14 protein-coding genes are annotated in these 15,593 nt (G+C 59.9%); 11 read left to right on the top strand and 3 right to left on the bottom strand.

Annotation, left to right across the window (positions count from 1 at the left end; all coding sequences use genetic code 11):
• Both EOA23_RS21625 and EOA23_RS21620 read left to right on the top strand, forming a co-directional pair.
• On the top strand, positions 1 to 392 hold a 392-nt coding region (locus EOA23_RS21625; RefSeq protein ID WP_210212498.1), incomplete at its 5' end, for a hypothetical protein.
• Between the two features lie 146 nt (positions 393 to 538).
• Entirely contained in the window at positions 539 to 1,279 is a 741-nt protein-coding gene (locus tag EOA23_RS21620) for a DUF1614 domain-containing protein (protein WP_127305629.1), read from the top strand.
• Positions 1,280 to 1,921: 642 nt separating this feature from the next.
• Here EOA23_RS21620 and EOA23_RS21615 read toward each other — a convergent pair.
• Positions 1,922 to 5,014, bottom strand: coding sequence for an efflux RND transporter permease subunit (locus EOA23_RS21615; RefSeq protein ID WP_127305628.1), 3,093 nt, complete (start codon positions 5,012 to 5,014; stop codon positions 1,922 to 1,924).
• Complete coding sequence (locus tag EOA23_RS21610) at positions 5,011 to 6,081, bottom strand: efflux RND transporter periplasmic adaptor subunit (protein WP_189341660.1); 1,071 nt, start codon at positions 6,079 to 6,081, stop codon at positions 5,011 to 5,013. The genes EOA23_RS21615 and EOA23_RS21610 overlap by 4 nt, the downstream gene beginning before the upstream one ends.
• A gap of 145 nt (positions 6,082 to 6,226) precedes the next feature.
• On the opposite strand from EOA23_RS21610, the gene EOA23_RS21605 reads away from it, so the two are divergent.
• From EOA23_RS21605 to EOA23_RS21575, 7 genes are all read left to right on the top strand, one after another.
• Complete coding sequence (locus EOA23_RS21605; protein ID WP_127305626.1) at positions 6,227 to 6,904, top strand: TetR family transcriptional regulator; 678 nt, start codon at positions 6,227 to 6,229, stop codon at positions 6,902 to 6,904.
• A gap of 50 nt (positions 6,905 to 6,954) precedes the next feature.
• Positions 6,955 to 8,112: a DUF3734 domain-containing protein gene (locus EOA23_RS21600; RefSeq protein ID WP_210212499.1), complete on the top strand. Its 1,158-nt coding sequence runs from the start codon at positions 6,955 to 6,957 to the stop codon at positions 8,110 to 8,112.
• A gap of 31 nt (positions 8,113 to 8,143) precedes the next feature.
• Entirely contained in the window at positions 8,144 to 8,935 is a 792-nt protein-coding gene (locus EOA23_RS21595; protein WP_127305624.1) for an acetoacetate decarboxylase, read from the top strand.
• Entirely contained in the window at positions 8,919 to 9,746 is an 828-nt protein-coding gene (locus tag EOA23_RS21590; protein ID WP_245474287.1) for a 3-hydroxybutyrate dehydrogenase, read from the top strand. The genes EOA23_RS21595 and EOA23_RS21590 overlap by 17 nt, the downstream gene beginning before the upstream one ends.
• 35 nt (positions 9,747 to 9,781) lie before the next feature.
• Entirely contained in the window at positions 9,782 to 10,378 is a 597-nt protein-coding gene (locus EOA23_RS21585) for a hypothetical protein (protein ID WP_245474286.1), read from the top strand.
• 74 nt (positions 10,379 to 10,452) lie between these two features.
• Complete coding sequence (locus EOA23_RS21580; RefSeq protein WP_245474289.1) at positions 10,453 to 11,622, top strand: alpha/beta hydrolase; 1,170 nt, start codon at positions 10,453 to 10,455, stop codon at positions 11,620 to 11,622.
• A 58-nt stretch (positions 11,623 to 11,680) separates the two neighbouring features.
• Positions 11,681 to 12,280, top strand: a complete 600-nt coding sequence (locus EOA23_RS21575; protein WP_127305623.1) for a TetR/AcrR family transcriptional regulator — start codon at positions 11,681 to 11,683, stop codon at positions 12,278 to 12,280.
• A 338-nt stretch (positions 12,281 to 12,618) separates the two neighbouring features.
• Here the strand turns inward: EOA23_RS21575 and EOA23_RS21570 are convergent, their stop codons facing one another.
• Entirely contained in the window at positions 12,619 to 12,846 is a 228-nt protein-coding gene (locus EOA23_RS21570) for a helix-turn-helix transcriptional regulator (RefSeq protein ID WP_127305631.1), read from the bottom strand.
• Between the two features lie 245 nt (positions 12,847 to 13,091).
• Here EOA23_RS21570 and EOA23_RS21565 point away from each other — a divergent pair, with 245 nt between their 5' ends.
• Together EOA23_RS21565 and EOA23_RS21560 are read left to right on the top strand one after the other, a co-directional pair.
• The gene (locus EOA23_RS21565) at positions 13,092 to 13,520 is read left to right on the top strand and encodes a hypothetical protein (RefSeq protein WP_127305622.1); all 429 of its coding nucleotides are present in this window, start codon (positions 13,092 to 13,094) and stop codon (positions 13,518 to 13,520) included.
• A gap of 466 nt (positions 13,521 to 13,986) precedes the next feature.
• Positions 13,987 to 15,593: recombinase family protein (locus EOA23_RS21560; RefSeq protein ID WP_127305621.1), on the top strand; the 1,607-nt coding region annotated here is incomplete at its 3' end.

The raw sequence follows: 15,593 nt of genomic DNA, 5'->3' as shown, positions 1-15,593 counted from the left end.
CTGGCCTCATTGCAGTGTTCGGGCTGGGGATGGTCAACATCGCCGGCTTCTACGCCCTGCAGGTGTCCATCGGCCAAGCATGGGCGGCCGCCGCCGTCGCCCTGATCGACATTGTGATCGCCGCCATCGTGCTGCTTCTCGCCAGCAAGTCCAGGCCCGGACCGGAACTCGAACTCGCCTTCGAAGTCCGAAAAATGGCTGTCGACTCCATCGAAGCGGACGCGCGTGACCTGAAACTTACCATCGAGGCAGTCGGTCAGGAACTCAAGAACGTCAGGGCGAACATAACCGAACTCGCGCACAATCCGCTGGATGTCGCTGCGCGAAAACTGCTCGTCCCTGCGGTCCTGTCAATGCTGAAGGGAATGCGATCCAGGAAGGAGCAGGCCTGACCGACAAACGCCTGCTCAATCACGTGGTGGAAAGGAGAACTGTCGTGAACGCTTCGCCGACCACCGTGACCGAAATGCAGCGCGGCTACGGGCGATAAGAACCGACCGCCACTCCCATAACCGCGAGTCCGGACGGAAGAATTCCGATGAACTTCACTCAGTTTTGGTATCTTCCTCTATCGGTCCATTCCTTCTTCATTCTGGTCGTTCTGTTTTTCGTCGTTTTCGTGCTGCTGCCTCTGCGGCTGGTAAAATATGCGTACGAGCAGTTGGGAGTAAGCCCGGCCGGGGCGGTGCTCTTACTGTTTGCTTCCCTAATCGGAAGCTACATCAACATCCCCTTGGCTGTGATTTCACAAGGCACCGCAATGACCAATCAGGCAGCAGGTTTCTTTGGTATGCATTATCAAGGTGCCTCCGCGACTGATTGGGGTGGTACTGTCCTTGCGATCAATGTGGGAGGAGCGGTCATTCCAGTGATCTTGTCGGCGTATCTTCTCACCCGATGGCAGCTCTGGCTGAAAGGGCTGCTGGCAACGGTCGTTGTAGCGGCGATTTGCTACTGGTTTTCGTCTCTGATTCCCGGGGTTGGCATAGCCGTTCCGGCATTCGTTCCCGCAACTGCGGCCATATTTGCAGCGCTAATTCTCCTACGCGAACGCCCGGCCCCGCTTGCTTATATTGCCGGATCTCTCGGCACGCTGATTGGCGCCGATCTTCTCAATTTTGACAAGCTGGCGCATCTTCAAGCTCCGATTGTGTCGATTGGCGGAGCTGGGACATTCGATGGCATTTTCGTTACCGGTATCGTCGCGGTCCTGATCACCAGCATTCCGGCACGATGGCACGAGATCGGCAGCCGATCCCCATTTGGCGGATCAACATGAGATCGACTCCACATACTTCACCTGGACCTCTATAAATCGGTCGACTCTGATCGCCGGCACTGGCTTGGCTGGCGTTCGCCTATTGGCAAGCACAGCGGCGGCTTAGGCCCCAACTTCAAATCTTCTGAGAGCGCTGCTCAGAGACAAGCGCAGCATTTGAAGCTGTTGCGCACGAGCAGCACGCCAAGGAATGGAAACGGCTAAATTAAGAACCGGCTGACCGCGTCGGTGCGACGGGCACTCATATCGCGTAGAGTGCCCGTACGCTGGCGTGACTCGAATGGCTTAGGAAAGTAAGCGGTAGTAGTGAGCTTTACAGGCGCAAAGGAAGGGTCCCAACCGTGTGCGAGGATCCTCCAAGGGGTGTTTGCCTTGGCGTCCTCCCAGCACATCGACGAGCAGAAGTAGTACCGCACCGGGCGATCATTAAATAGGCGGCTGCATGCTATGCATATCATGTAGAACCTCATTTATTCAGCGAAAATGGACCAGCCGCGCGCTTTGGGCGCGAACCGAAACGTTCCCGCGGATTCGCTGGTACGGCCGGGGCTGCCACAGATGCCGTTCGGTTTGTAGGTCGGGGCAAAGCTATTCCTGAATCCCGCGAGGCGAGCCACGGCCGATCCGTGGCCCGCCTATTGATCACGCCTGCAACGCGAGGATTCCTGTCTCCGCGGGCTCCGTGCAGGATTCAGCCTGAAGCGGTTCACTGATCCGGAACCACGCGACATAGAGAGCCGGCAGGAAGATCAGGGTAAGGACCGTCGCGACGGCGAGGCCGCCGATGATGGCGAAGGCCATTGGCCCCCAGAAGACAGTCGGCGCGATCGGCACCATGCCAAGTGTCGCGGCTGCTGCCGTGAGCAAGATCGGGCGTGTCCGGTGGATCGCGGCTGTGACGACAGCGTCCCACGGATGGGCGCCGGTCCTCCTTTCGGTCTCGATCTGATCGATCAGGATGACCGAATTGCGCGCGATCATGCCGGTCAGCGCCAGCACACCCAGGATCGCCACAAAGCCCATCGGAGCTTGTGCAAGCAGCAGGGCCGCCACCACGCCAATGATGCCGAGCGGAGCAACGCTCAACACCAGGAACATGCGCTGGAAGCTCTGTAGCTGGAACATCAGGATCGTCAGCACAAGCAGACCCATCGCCGGCAGCACCGCCATAACCGAAGCCTGGGCTTTGCCACTCTCCTCCACCGAGCCGCCAGTCGCGATGTGATAGCCGCTCGGCAGCGCCGCCACGAGTTTGCCAAGTTGAGGCTCAAAGGCCTTCACGGCCGTTGCTGGCAGCACACCCGGCACAACGTCGGCCTGCACGGTGAGGGTTGGAACGCGATCGCGCCGCCAGACGATTGGGTATTCCTGGGAATAGTCAAAGGTTGCGATCTGCCGTAGTGGAACCACCCGCCCGCCCGGCAGCGGGATCTGCAATGAGCGAAGCGATTCAAGAGAGGTCCGCTCGGTCTGCTCGGCGCGCGCGACCACGTCGACCAGGTAAATATCGTCGCGAACCTGCGTCATCGTCGTGCCGGAGACAATGGCATTGAGCGCGGTCGCCACCACGGCGGAGCTAAGGCCCAGCTGTCTCGCCTGGTCCTGGTCAACGCGGACACGCATAACCCGTGATGGCTCGACCCAGTCGAAGTTGACGTTGCGGAGCCCAGCCGTCTTGCCCAGGGCATCGGCAACCTGCAGAGCAATGGAGCGAACTTGGGCCGGATCCGGTCCGTCCACTCGGTATTTCACCGGCCAGCCGACAGGCGGACCGAGTTCCAGCGGATTGACACGCGCGACAACCTGCGGGAACCGCGTCGCCAAAGCCTTCTCGAGACGCGCGCGAACCTGCTCGCGTTCCTTAAGCCCTTCGGTGACAATGACCGACTGCGCGAAGAACGGATTCGGCAGGGCTACGTCGAGCGGCAAATAAAAGCGAATGGCGCCCTGACCGACATAGGTCGAGAAATGCTCGACGTCGGGATCGGCGGCCACGATCTCGTCGAACTGTTGCACGACCTCGTTTGTCGCGAGAATCGACGCGTTGTCTTGCAGCTTCAGATCCACCAATAACTCAGGCCGATCGGAGGACGGAAAGAACTGCTGCGGGATGAGACGGGCTCCGGCCAGGGCTGCAGCGAAGAGACCCGCCGTCACCAGGATGGTGATCCATTTGGCGCGCATTGCAGCCAGCAGAGCACGCTTGAACAAGCGCATCGGCGCGCTCAGCATTTCACTATGCGAATGCTTTGGCTTTCCCAAGAGCGCGACGCCCACGACGGGGGCAAAGAGGCCTGACACCACCCAGGAAGCGATTAGAGACAGCGCCACCACGGCGAAGAGCGAGAAAGTGTATTCGCCCGCGTCGCTGCGCGCAAAGCCAACCGGCACAAAGCCGGCGACAGTGACGAGCGTGCCGGCAAGCCGCGGCATGGCGGTCGAAGCGTAGGCGAAGACGGCCGCGGTCGGCTTGTCGTCGCCACGTTCGAGCCGGCTCACCATGGTCTCGATGGTGATCATGGCATCGTCGACCAACAGGCCCAGAGCGATGATGAGGGCACCAAGCGAGATACGCTGAAGGTCGATGCCCAAGGCCAGCATTGCCGCGAACACGATCGCAAGGACCAAAGGAATCGAGATCGCGACAACGGAGCCGGCGCGGAAGCCCAGGCTCAAAATGCTCACGACGAGGACGATGGCGATCGCTTCCCACAGCGCTTCCATGAAGTCGCCGATCGCATGACTGACTGTCTCCGGCTGGTTGGCGATCATTGTGGGCTCGATGCCGACCGGCAAGTCCTTCCTGAGTTCCTTTATCGTTTCTTCGACGTTGCGACCGAGCGCCAGGACGTCGCCGCCGTCGCGCATGGAGATCCCGAGGCCTAGGCCAGGCTTGCCGTTGATGCGAAAGATTGGATCGGGCGGGTTGGCATCCTCGCGGCGCACTTGAGCGATGTCGGCAAGGCGAATGATGCGGTCGCCCACCGCGAAGTTGACGGCGAGGATATCCTTCTCGGATTTCAGCGCGCCGCTTACCTGCAGTTTGATGCCTTCCTGATCGGTGACGATCTCACCCGAGGGAACCACGACGTTTTGAGCCTGCAGCGCTGTTGTCAGAGCCTCCGCGGTAAGGCCGTAGCCCGCGAGCTTTTGAGGCGAGAACTCGATATAGATGCGCTCAGGCTGCGCGCCGATCAAATTTACCTTGGCGACATCGGGCACCTGCAAGAGCCGAGAACGAACGTTTTCCACGTAGTCTCGTAACTCGCGGTTGGTGTACCCATCGGCCGTGAAACCATAGATGATGCCGTAGGTGTCGCCGAACTCATCATCAGCTACCGGGCCGATCACGCCCTGCGGCAAGGTCAGCCTGATGTCTTCGATTTTCTTGCGCACCTGATACCAAGTGTCCGCCACCGTCTTCGGGGCCGTCGATCCCTTCAGATATACGAAGACGGTGGACTCACCGGCCTTAGTGTAGCTCTTCAGGTAGTCGAGATGAGGCGTTTCCTGAAGTTTTCGCTCCAGGCGTTCGGTTACCTGGTGCAGCGTGTCGTCGAGCGTGGCGCCAGGCCATCTCGCCTGCACCACCATGGTCTTAATGGTGAAGGTAGGATCCTCGTTGCGGCCGAGCTGCAGGTAGGCCCCAATGCCAAGGACCAGGACAGCGAGCATCAGATAGTAGACGACCGAACGATGCGCGAGCGCCCAAGCGGAGAGATTAAAGCGGTTCATTGGGAAGCTCCCAGCAGCCGGACGTTTTGGCCGGGCCTCAGCGCATGCACGCCGGCGGTCACCACGATTTCGCCGCGCTCGACCCCCTGCGATATCACAATATGGGAAGAATCCTGTCTAAGCAGGTCGACGGTTCGAAGCGAGACTTGCTGCGTTTTGCCGTCGACGATCCAGACCGCCGGCCGGTCCCCTGCCGTCGTCAGGGCAGTTGCCGGCAGCTCGATACCGCCCGCGAGCTGCATATGCGCCTGACCGGTCACTGTTGCCCCAAGGCGCATCGCCTTCGGCCAGGCGCTGAGCCCAACTTTAACCCGATAGCTCCGGGTGACGGGATCAGCCTGTGGCGCCACCTCACGCACCTTGCCAACGGCTCGCACCGACGGATCATCGGTCAGCGCGATGTCGATCGGCGCATCAGGAGCGACCTGACTCATGAGACTCGCAGGAACATCGAATACCGCGTCGGCACCGTCACCGTGCGCGACCATGACAATCGTCTGACCAGCCCTGACAACCTCCCCGGCCTCGGCCCCGGTGGCGATCACGGCGCCGGACGAGTCGGCGACCAGCTTGGTGTAGCCGAACTGGTCCTGGGCCGTGTGCAATAAGGCCGCCGTGGAATCCACCTGGGCTTTCGCGCTCAGATATGCCCTCTCGGCGGCATCGAACTGGGCCCGGGTGGTCCAGCCCTGCCCGAGCAGTGTCCTTTGACGCTCCAGGGTGTTGGCGGCTTCGTGGACGGCTGCTTGCGCTGCCTCGTTCTGCGCCTGCGCGGCATGCAGTCCATCCTGCTGCGGCTGCGGATCGATTTCGGCGACGATGTCGCCCGGCTGGACCACCTGCCCCACACTGGCGTTTCGGCTAATCATCCGGCCGTCAATGCGGAAGGCAAGGTTCTCCTCGGTGCGTGCGCGAACATGGCCCGTGAGCGAAACGGGCTCCCCTTCGGTGCTGGCGGAGGCGACCACGGTTCGCACAGGGCGGATCTCCGGTGGTGGCGGCGCGGACGCACCAACGCACGTAAAGACGGTTAATCCCAGGCAGGCAAGTGTGGATGCGGACTTCATGACAGACCCTCTGTTGTGGCCAGTCCGACGAAATTCGCCGCCGGCCTCGACAATTTCGGGCTTGCTTATATACATTCGTGCATGTATGTAAATAGGGAAAGTCGTGAATGTATGTAAAAATTGACGCAGAGGAAGGATTTCACTGATGAGACGCACCAAGGCCGAGGCCGAACAGACACGCGAGGCCGTCTTGGCTGCAGCCGTCGACGTCTTCCTCGAGCGCGGCGTAACCCGTGCCACCCTGGAACAGATCGCAAGTGCCGCAGGCGTAACGCGCGGGGCCGTCTACTGGCATTTCCGCGACAAGCAGGAGATATTCGCTGCCCTGGAGCGGCGGGCCAATATGCCGAACGAGGCGGTTGGCGATCGCCTTACGGCTCGCCTCTCCACTCAGCCTGACCTTGATCCATTGCGAGAGCTGGCCGACGCAATCCGGGAGGGGCTGCAGGCGTTCGAAACCCATCCCGAACGTTCCCGCATCCTTACAATACTTTGGCTGCGTTGCGAATATTCCGAGGACTTGCAGCCGGTGGTTACGCGTCAGCGGGAAGCGGACCTGGCGCTCCAGAAATTGTTCGAGTCCGTGATAGCACTCGCCGCAACCCGCGGCCGGCTCGCGCCTATCCTCTCGCCGGAATTGGCCGCGCGCGCGCTCCTGCTTTTGGTCAATGGATCGGTTCTCGATTGGCTCCGCGCCCCCGGAGAGTTTGAGCTCACGGCGAGCACAATGCCGTTGGTGGCCGGGTTTCTCGAAGCAATCAGCGCGCCAAAAGCGCAAGCAGCGGCCGATCAGGCGCGGCTTGCGTTGTTCCTCGGAGTATAACCATGACGAATGGATCAGCAGTGCGAGCCGCGGCGGCGCAACGTCTGCCGATGCGGAGATCACACCAGCGTTCTGCGCGCCCGAGCTTCGATTGCATCGCTCTCCTGCTGCAAGGTGGTGGGGCGCTCGGATCTTACCAAGCCGGCGTCTATGAGGCACTGGCCGAAGCAGATCTGCATTGCGATTGGGTTGCTGGGATTTCGATCGGCGCTATCAATGCCGCGATCATCGCCGGCAATGCACCTGACCAGCGGGTCACACGACTTAAGGCGTTCTGGGAGGCCGTCAGCGCCAATCCTCTCCTTGAGTGGTTTGTTGGCTGTGGCGCGCCGCTTCCGACGGGTGATGTAGCACGTGGGCTCCTCAGTCAGATCGGTTCGACCTCCGCCCTCCTTGGCGGCGCCGCCGGCTTCTTTTCACCTCGGTTGGTCGTGCCTTGGCTCTATCCAGACGGTACGATCGAGGCCACAAGCTACTACGAAACCAAACAGCTGAAGGCGACCCTTGAGCGGTTTGTCGACTTCGAGCGCATCAATTCCGGCGAGATGCGGTTCAGCATTGGCGCGGTCAATGTGCGCACCGGCAACTTCGTCTATTTCGACAACACGACCCATGTCATCCGGCCCGAACACGTGATGGCGAGCGGCGCGCTGCCGCCCGGCTTTCCTCCCGTCGAAATCGGTGGCGAGTTCTATTGGGACGGCGGCCTCATCTCGAATACGCCCCTGCAATGGGTGGCGGAGTCCACTCCCCGCCAGGACACCCTTGCCTTCCAGGTGGATCTATGGAGCGCGCAAGGGGAAATTCCCCGCAACATTGCCGAGGTCACCACCCGTCAGAAAGAGATCCAGTATTCAAGCCGAACCCGCGCCAACACCGATCAGTTTAAGCGGGTACAGCGCCTCCGCTCGGCGCTAGGCAGCCTTCTGTCGAAGCTACCTGACGAACTGCATGACACGGCCGAGGCCAGGCTTCTGAGCGCAGAGGCTGATCAAAAGGTCTACAGCCTCGTGCACCTCATTTATCGCGGTCGGGCCTATGAGGGGCACTCCAAGGATTATGAGTTCTCTCGCCTCGCCATGACGGACCATTGGCGCGCCGGCTACCACGACGCGGTCAAAACGCTTCGCCATCCCGAAGTTCTAGAGCGGCCCGCCACAATCGATGGTGTTTCGACTTTCGATCTGTCCCAGCACGGGCGCGAGTAACCCGTCTTATGCCCGAAAAAGGAAATCTACAATGAACGAGAACGAAGTGCGCCAGCGCGCCTTCTCAATGCCGCTGACAAGCCCAGCTTTTCCGCCGGGTCCCTACCGCTTCGCAAACCGCGAATATCTGATCATCACCTACCGGACCGACCCGGTGCGGCTGAGGGCGCTTGTGCCTGAGCCGCTCGAGGTTGACGAACATCGGCCGCTGGTGAAATACGAGTTCATCCGCATGCCGGACTCAACCGGTTTTGGCGACTACACCGAATCCGGTCAAGTGATCCCGGTGAGGTTCCGAGGGAACCCCGGCAGCTACTCGCATTGCATGTTCCTGAATGATGAGCCCCCGATCGCGGGCGGGCGCGAGCTTTGGGGTTTTCCAAAGAAGCTTGCGAACCCATCACTGGGTATCGAGACGGACACGTTGGTCGGCACGCTCGACTACGGCCGAGTGCGTGTAGCTACCGGCACCATGGGCTTCAAGCACCGACCGGCGGATCGAACGGCAGTACTTGCTTCGCTCCAGGAGCCGAACTTCCTCCTGAAGATCATCCCTCACGTGGACGGCACGCCCCGTATCTGCGAACTCGTCGAATACCACTTACAGGATGTGCACCTCAAAGGCGCCTGGACTGGGCCGGCCGCCCTCGATCTCAGCTCGCACGCACTCGCGCCGCTGTCGGAGCTGCCGGTGCATGAGGTCGTCTCGGCCGTTCACCTAATCGCCGACCTGACGCTTGGGCTTGGCAGGGTCGTGCATGACTACCTGGCAACTCCTCCCCATAAAGCAGCGAAAGGAAAGACCTATGACCTCGCATTTTGAGATTGCTGACCGGGAGGCCATGAATGCAGGCCGCCGGCTGCTCGGCAAGGTGGCCGTCGTCACCGGTGCCGCGGGCGGCATAGGCAAGGAGATCGCGCTCACTTTCATTCGCGAGGGCGCGACGGTCGTCGTCGCCGATCTCGACCGGGACCGAACCGCAGCAGCTGCTCGAGACATTGATCCAAGCGGAGAGCGCGCCCTCGGCCTCACTATGGATGTCACCAACGAAGAACAGGTGGAGGCGGGCATGTCCCGTGTCGTCGAGGCTTTCGGGAGCCTAGACATTCTCGTCAGCAATGCAGGAATCCAGATCGTGGCGCCGCTCGTCGAGTTCGAATTCGCCAAATGGAAGACCATGATGGGTATCCATTTGGACGGCGCCTTCCTGACGACGCGCGCCGCGCTGCGCCAGATGTACCGTCAAAAGGGCGGTTCAATCATTTACATGGGCTCCGTGCATTCCAAGGAGGCTTCGCCCCTAAAGGCTCCTTATGTCACCGCTAAGCACGGCCTCATCGGTCTGGCCAAGGTCGTTGCCAGGGAAGGAGCCGCGCATGGTGTTCGCGCCAATGTGATCTGCCCAGGCTTCGTGCGCACGCCGCTCGTTGAGAAACAGATTCCCGAGCAGGCGCGCGAGCTCGGCATCTCTGAGGCGGAGGTGGTCCGCACGATGATGTTGAGGGAGACTGTCGACGGTGAGTTTACCACGGTCTCCGACGTGGCCGAGACCGCAACATTCATCGCCGCGTTCCCCTCGAACGCCCTCACCGGTCAGTCGATAGTCGTCAGCCACGGCTGGTTCATGCAGTAGCTGGCGAAGGGGCTATCCCGGCGGGATGGCTGAAAGTGAACGAAGCTGGGTGGACCGCAGGGTCCTCCAGCCAAATTCTTCAAACGGATTCCACGATGCCCGGACGAGGCAACACCCGCGACTACACCGACAAGATGCTGCTCGCTGCTCTGCAGGAAGCGCAGACGACGGTACGCGCCTATGACACAAAGGCGCAAATCGTCGGCGTGGGCTACATCCTGGCGCTAAATCTGGTGCTCCATTTCGGCGATCTCCTGCCGACGCACGCGCCGCTCGGGCCATTGTTCTTCGCAGGCGTCTGGGGCGTTCTCATCATGCCGATTCTGCAGTTCGGGCAGGTGATTCACCCGAGCCGGACCCGCGCGGAAAAGGATCTTGTCACGAAGAATTTCTGTGGCTCCAAGCAGCGCGTTTATTATGTCGACCCCCATGCATTCGCCAATATCGAGGAGTTCGTCCATGAGGCGCTAACCTCCGATTGGACCTCCGTTCTTGGGGCCGAACTGCTCAAGGTGTCTCGCGTCAGGATCATCAAGCAGACGCGCTTCCGGCGCGCCCTGATGATGACCGTGGTCGCTTTCGTCGTCCTGGCCGCCGATCAGTTTCTGCGAAGTCTGGCCGTGGTCCGATGAGACGAGAACGTTACGCTTGGCCGAGGGTGAGGGTTCCTGTGCGTTGGCGGCGAGGCCTGCTGGTTCCTGCGATGATGTGCCTGCTGGTCAGCTGCGCCACTCGACCCGAACACGTCTTTCAACCTATCCCCTTTGCCGCCAGTGATACCGGTCACGTCGACATGCTGGTCGCGACGACGCGCAAGCCATCTGAGGATCGCGGTCAGCTCTATAGTGGCGATCGCGGAACGGCGATCTCGCTCAACAGGATAGTCGTCTCCATTCCTCCCGATCGGAACCGCACGGTCGGAGAGATCCAGTGGCCTCTGCTCGCGACACCCGATCCCGAAAAGGAGTTTGCGGTACTCAGCGTGGACAAAATCGCCTCGCAACGCGCAGCTCTTGAATGGGTTCGCAAGAACCGCAACGGCAAGCGCCAGGTGCTTATCTTCGTGCACGGCTTCAACAACACATACGCCGATGCCGTCTTCCGCTTCGTTCAGATCGTTCACGATACCGGAACCGATGCAGCGCCGATTCTCTTCACATGGCCGTCGCGCGGGGATCCATTCGATTATCTCTATGACAAGGAAAGCACCAACTACTCACGTCGCGCCTTGGAAGACCTGATCCTCCAGGCCACGAGCAGTCCCGACGTCGCCGACGTGACGATCCTGGCTCACTCAATGGGCGCATGGCTGACGGCCGAGGCGCTGCGCGATATCGCAATGCGCGACCACACCATCCCGACGAAAGTCAGGAACGTGGTTTTCGCGTCGCCGGATATCGACATCGACGTGTTTCGCCGCCAGTTCATCGAGATGGGCGCCACCCGACCGCATTTCACGATCTTCACGTCGACCAATGACAAGGCCCTGCAAATCTCCCGGCTGCTTTCGGGGGGAGTTAGCCGCGTCGGTGGAACCGATCTCAGGCCCTATGCTTCAGTGCTCGAAGAGCTTGGCGTTTCGGTTATCGACACCAGCGACATCACACCCCGCGATCCACTCGGCCACAGCGCGTTTGCCGATACCCCCGACATTGTGCGGGTGCTCGGGCGACGGCTTGCAGGACAAAGCCTAGCCGGAGAAGAGGCAACTTACGCCGACAAGATCGGAGTCACGACCGCCGATTTGGCCGGTTCGGCAGCGCGGGTGGCCATTGCCGCCCCAGCCGCAGTCATCAGCCCCAAGGCTCGCGAGATCCTAAAACGGGAGCTTTCCTCGGACGCGGGCCAAATACGGGACGGGCAGATTTCTTACTGATCGTCGCGCGAAGCTTCAGGCGAATTGGTGATCCGAGCTTACCGTTGAGAGTGAAACGATGACCCTTCACAGCATTGCGAGCAATGATCATTCAGCCGACGAGAGACTGCCGATCATTCAAGCTGGGACGGCGGCTTGTCGTCACTATGGGCCGTCGAAAACGACAGTGGCCGACATCGCTCGACTGCTCGGAAAATCTCCCGCAAGCCTGTACCGAATATTCCCCTCAAAGGCAGAGATATGGGACGCCATCGCAGCTGATTTCTACGAAAGTCACCTCTGCTTCGAGCCATCCAGTGCAGGCGACCTGTCGCGTGCAACGGACCAACTGAAAGAAACGATGCTTGGCCTCCATCGCTTGCTGCTCCAGGCCCAGCAGGGCGATCCGCAAATGTACCGCCTGATTGTCCTTGCCGCGAGCAGCAACTGGCCGTCCTACAGACAATATCGAAATCGGCTCCAGGGCCTCGTGGGAGAGCTTATTCGCGCCGGCATTGACGCAAAGGAGTACCGACGGACAGATACGCGCGCTGCCGCGTCCTGCTTATGCGCCTCGCTCGCCGTCTTATGGGACCCCAGATTCAGTGCAACGCCTCCGAACCATTGCGAGATTTCAGCTCAGAAACTCGTTTCCTTCGTGATTGATGCAGTGCGGTGACTGCGTAGGCGCCTGTCGATCATGCGAAATAGGCTTACAGGCAGCGCGTGCAATACAATGACCTCTGCCTTGCTGGAGTTCCGCGTTCCGACGGCTAGGTCATGCTTGCGGTTAGGTGCCGCTCATCCGCATGCAGGAATGGTGTAAATTCGGGAGCGGCTGCCAGCGATGGAACGACCACTCGGCAAACCAGCTCTTGATAAAGAAGGACGGTGAAGCTCAGTCTGCTATTGGAGAAATACGGAGTTCACCTCAACGGCAGCTATGAGGCGCAAAGCCGCCGCTCGCTCGCTACGGCGCCCGTTTTGAGGCGCGCTCGCGAGCGGCTACGCGCGTACCTATTCTGAATGGCTGCTTTTCACTTTGCGAATGAGAACTTCCGGCTCCATTCCAAGCGCGTCAGCGATGCGTCCGAGAACCGTGACACTGGCCGAAACGTCAGCACGTTCAATCGCGCCTATGTAGCGAGAGCTCAAACCCGAGCGCTCCGCAAGTTCCTCTTGCGTCAGATGCCGTCTGTTTCTGGCGTGCCGCAAATTGGTAGCGAAAATTTCCTTTAGGTCCATCCCGAGAGATAACTCGCGAATGGAACGATCATTCCAGGAACGATAGTTCCTATTCGCGGTTTTGTGTGCTATGAAGTGAACCCCCTTCGTCAGCATGATGGTCATCTGCAATGAATGACGCCTCTGAGGTTCCAATCGATAGCGACCGCTCTCTCGATCTCGTTCTGGCCCTGTGGAGCGAGTGGCGACAGGCACGGTATGTCTCACTGATGCTGTGTCGGGTGCAGCAGCGATTGGAGGCGCGAATGATGGTCGATACCGGAATTCAGGTATTGACTGCAGGCGCGTCCGCGCCGCGTCGAAGATCAGCAGCGACGTCTGACGCTGCGTCTCGATACGCCATAGCTTGCGAAGCCGAAGTTCTTGCCATGACCGAGGCGCTCAAGCTTCAGGACGAAATGCCCAACCTCCGGTCCTCATCGCTCGTCGGCATTGTTGCTAAGTTGGAAATGATTGCCGGCGCCGATAGGGATATCGGTGATCCCACCGATTTCCCATGGCCGCATATCGCTTCCGTTCTAAAAGACTTGAAGGCAATCACAGGGGCTCTACATCGCAGTCGACCGGACCGCACCATGATCCGTGCTGACGTGGCGAGATATTGGAACGAAGCCACCAAGTTTGTGATGGCGCTTACGGACGAGAGTTCACAGCAGAATGCGCCTGTCTCGTAAACTTTGCGTCGCCGTCGTAGGCGCGGGCTCCCAGCCCAGGTGCACCTCTCCCTTAGAGAATGGTGCGGATAGGAGCAGGTTGGAAAGCTTGGCGACGCCCCGCAACGAGCTTCTTGATATACGCGGTGGCGAAAACACATCGCCGTCGAACCTCGTTCGGTTGACCCCTGTCCGATTTATACGCTGCGGCGTGCCAATTGCACGATTGATGGTGCGCGTCTCTTTGCTCGTCGCGGGTCATCGCGATGCTAGCTCTCGTGAGGCCGACACCAGACCCAGGCGATGGTTCTTCCACCATCGAAACCGCCGCTGCGGTAGCGCCGGAAGAGCTTCGCAAAGCCATGCTTGAGTTCGTCGAAGCTCTTGCCATCGCTGATGCCAGGCGCGATCATCTCGTCGCTACCGGCTCATCGACTGATCGAAGTTCTGCGATTGAATCCGATCGCGACCAGAAGGCTCCCAAGATATGATGCGAGCCGCTATCTACGCTCGTTTTTCGACCGAGCTTCAAAACGAAAAGTCCACCGAAGACCAAATTGCTCTTTGCCGCGCTTATGCAGCTCGCAACGGTCTAGATGTCGTTGCCGTCTATGAGGATAAGGCGCGCTCCGGAGCGTCGTTGTTCGGTCGCGACGGGCTTCTGGCTTTACTGGAGGCGGCAGGTCAAAAAACGTTTGATGCGGTAGTCGTTGAAGCGCTTGACCGCCTTTCACGCGACATGGCGGATCTAGCGGGTCTTCATAAGCGGCTCTCTTTTCTCGGTATCGAAATCCAGGCAGTTCATGATGGTATCGCCGATGCGGTCCTCATCGGTATTCGTGGACTGGTCGGTCAAATGCAGAGAGAGGATGGCGCCAAGAAGGTGCGGAGGGGGATGGCTGGCGTTGTCCGTGATGGACGTCACGCCGGAGGCCGGGCCTATGGCTATCGACCTATCTTGGGTCGTCCTGGCGAACTTGAAGTCGTCGAACGGGAGGCCGAAGTTGTCCGGCGCATTTTTGACGCCTACTCTGCCGGTCGAACCCCGCGAGACCTAGCTGGTGATCTCAACCGCGATGGGATTGCGCCCCCGCGAGGAACACGCTGGAACGGCTCCACCATCAACGGAAATGCCCAACGCGGGGTGGGTCTGCTCTTTAATGAACTCTACGTTGGTCGGATCATTTGGAACAAGGTCCGAATGGTGAAGAATCCCGATACTGGCAAGCGCGTGTCCAGGCCAAATCCGAAGGACCAGTGGCAGACGAAAGAGGTTCCGCATCTTCGCATTGTCGACGACGACGTTTGGCAAAAGGCACAGGCTCTCAAAGTCGCGAGGGTGAACGCATCCTCTCATTTCAAGCGTCGTCCGTCGCACCTGTTATCCGGCCTACTTCGCTGCGGCATCTGCGGATCGGGTATGTCGGTTCACGATCGTGACAAGACGGGCAAAACGCGTATCAGGTGCTCCGCCGTTCGTGAAAGCGGGAGCTGCTCCAACCGGCGCATTATTTACCTGCCCGAGATCGAGCGGGCAGTCCTCGATGGCATGCGCGAGGAGCTCAAAGCACCGGACCTGATCGAGGCATACATCCGCAAATATAATCAGGAGCGCCGAGAATTGGCGGCACGGGCGAACTCGATGCGCTCAGCGCTAGAAGGCAAGCGCGATCGGTTAAAAGGCGAACTCCAGCGGACGATCGACCTTGTGATCAGGGGCGTGATTGCTGAAGAGGATGCCAAGCAGCGGATCGCAGAACTTAAGACACAGCTTTCTCTGATAGAGGGGCAATTCGGTGGTCTCGATGAGCCACCATCAACCGTGGCTCTCCACCCGGCCACCTTGCAGCTGTATGTCAAAACCGTCGATGATCTTTCGACCGCGTTGGCCGACCACGCGACTGCTCCAGATGATCGTGGCCCGCTCATCCAAAATTTTCGGCGGCTTGTTCACAGCGTTACGGTGCACCCAAAACCTGCACGCAAAGGCTTCGAAATCGAGGTCAAGGGCAAGCTCGCCGCCCTTATTGGCGGAGTCGCTTTCCCTACCGGGCGGTACACAGGAAAACCCGCCCCGTTAGGCGGCCGCTATGG

This window comes from Mesorhizobium sp. M2A.F.Ca.ET.042.01.1.1 (assembly GCF_003997405.1).
Classification (GTDB): Bacteria; Pseudomonadota; Alphaproteobacteria; order Rhizobiales; family Rhizobiaceae; genus Mesorhizobium.
The sequence above is the reverse complement of the archived record's forward strand: the minus strand, read 5'-3'. Positions and strand labels throughout refer to the sequence as shown.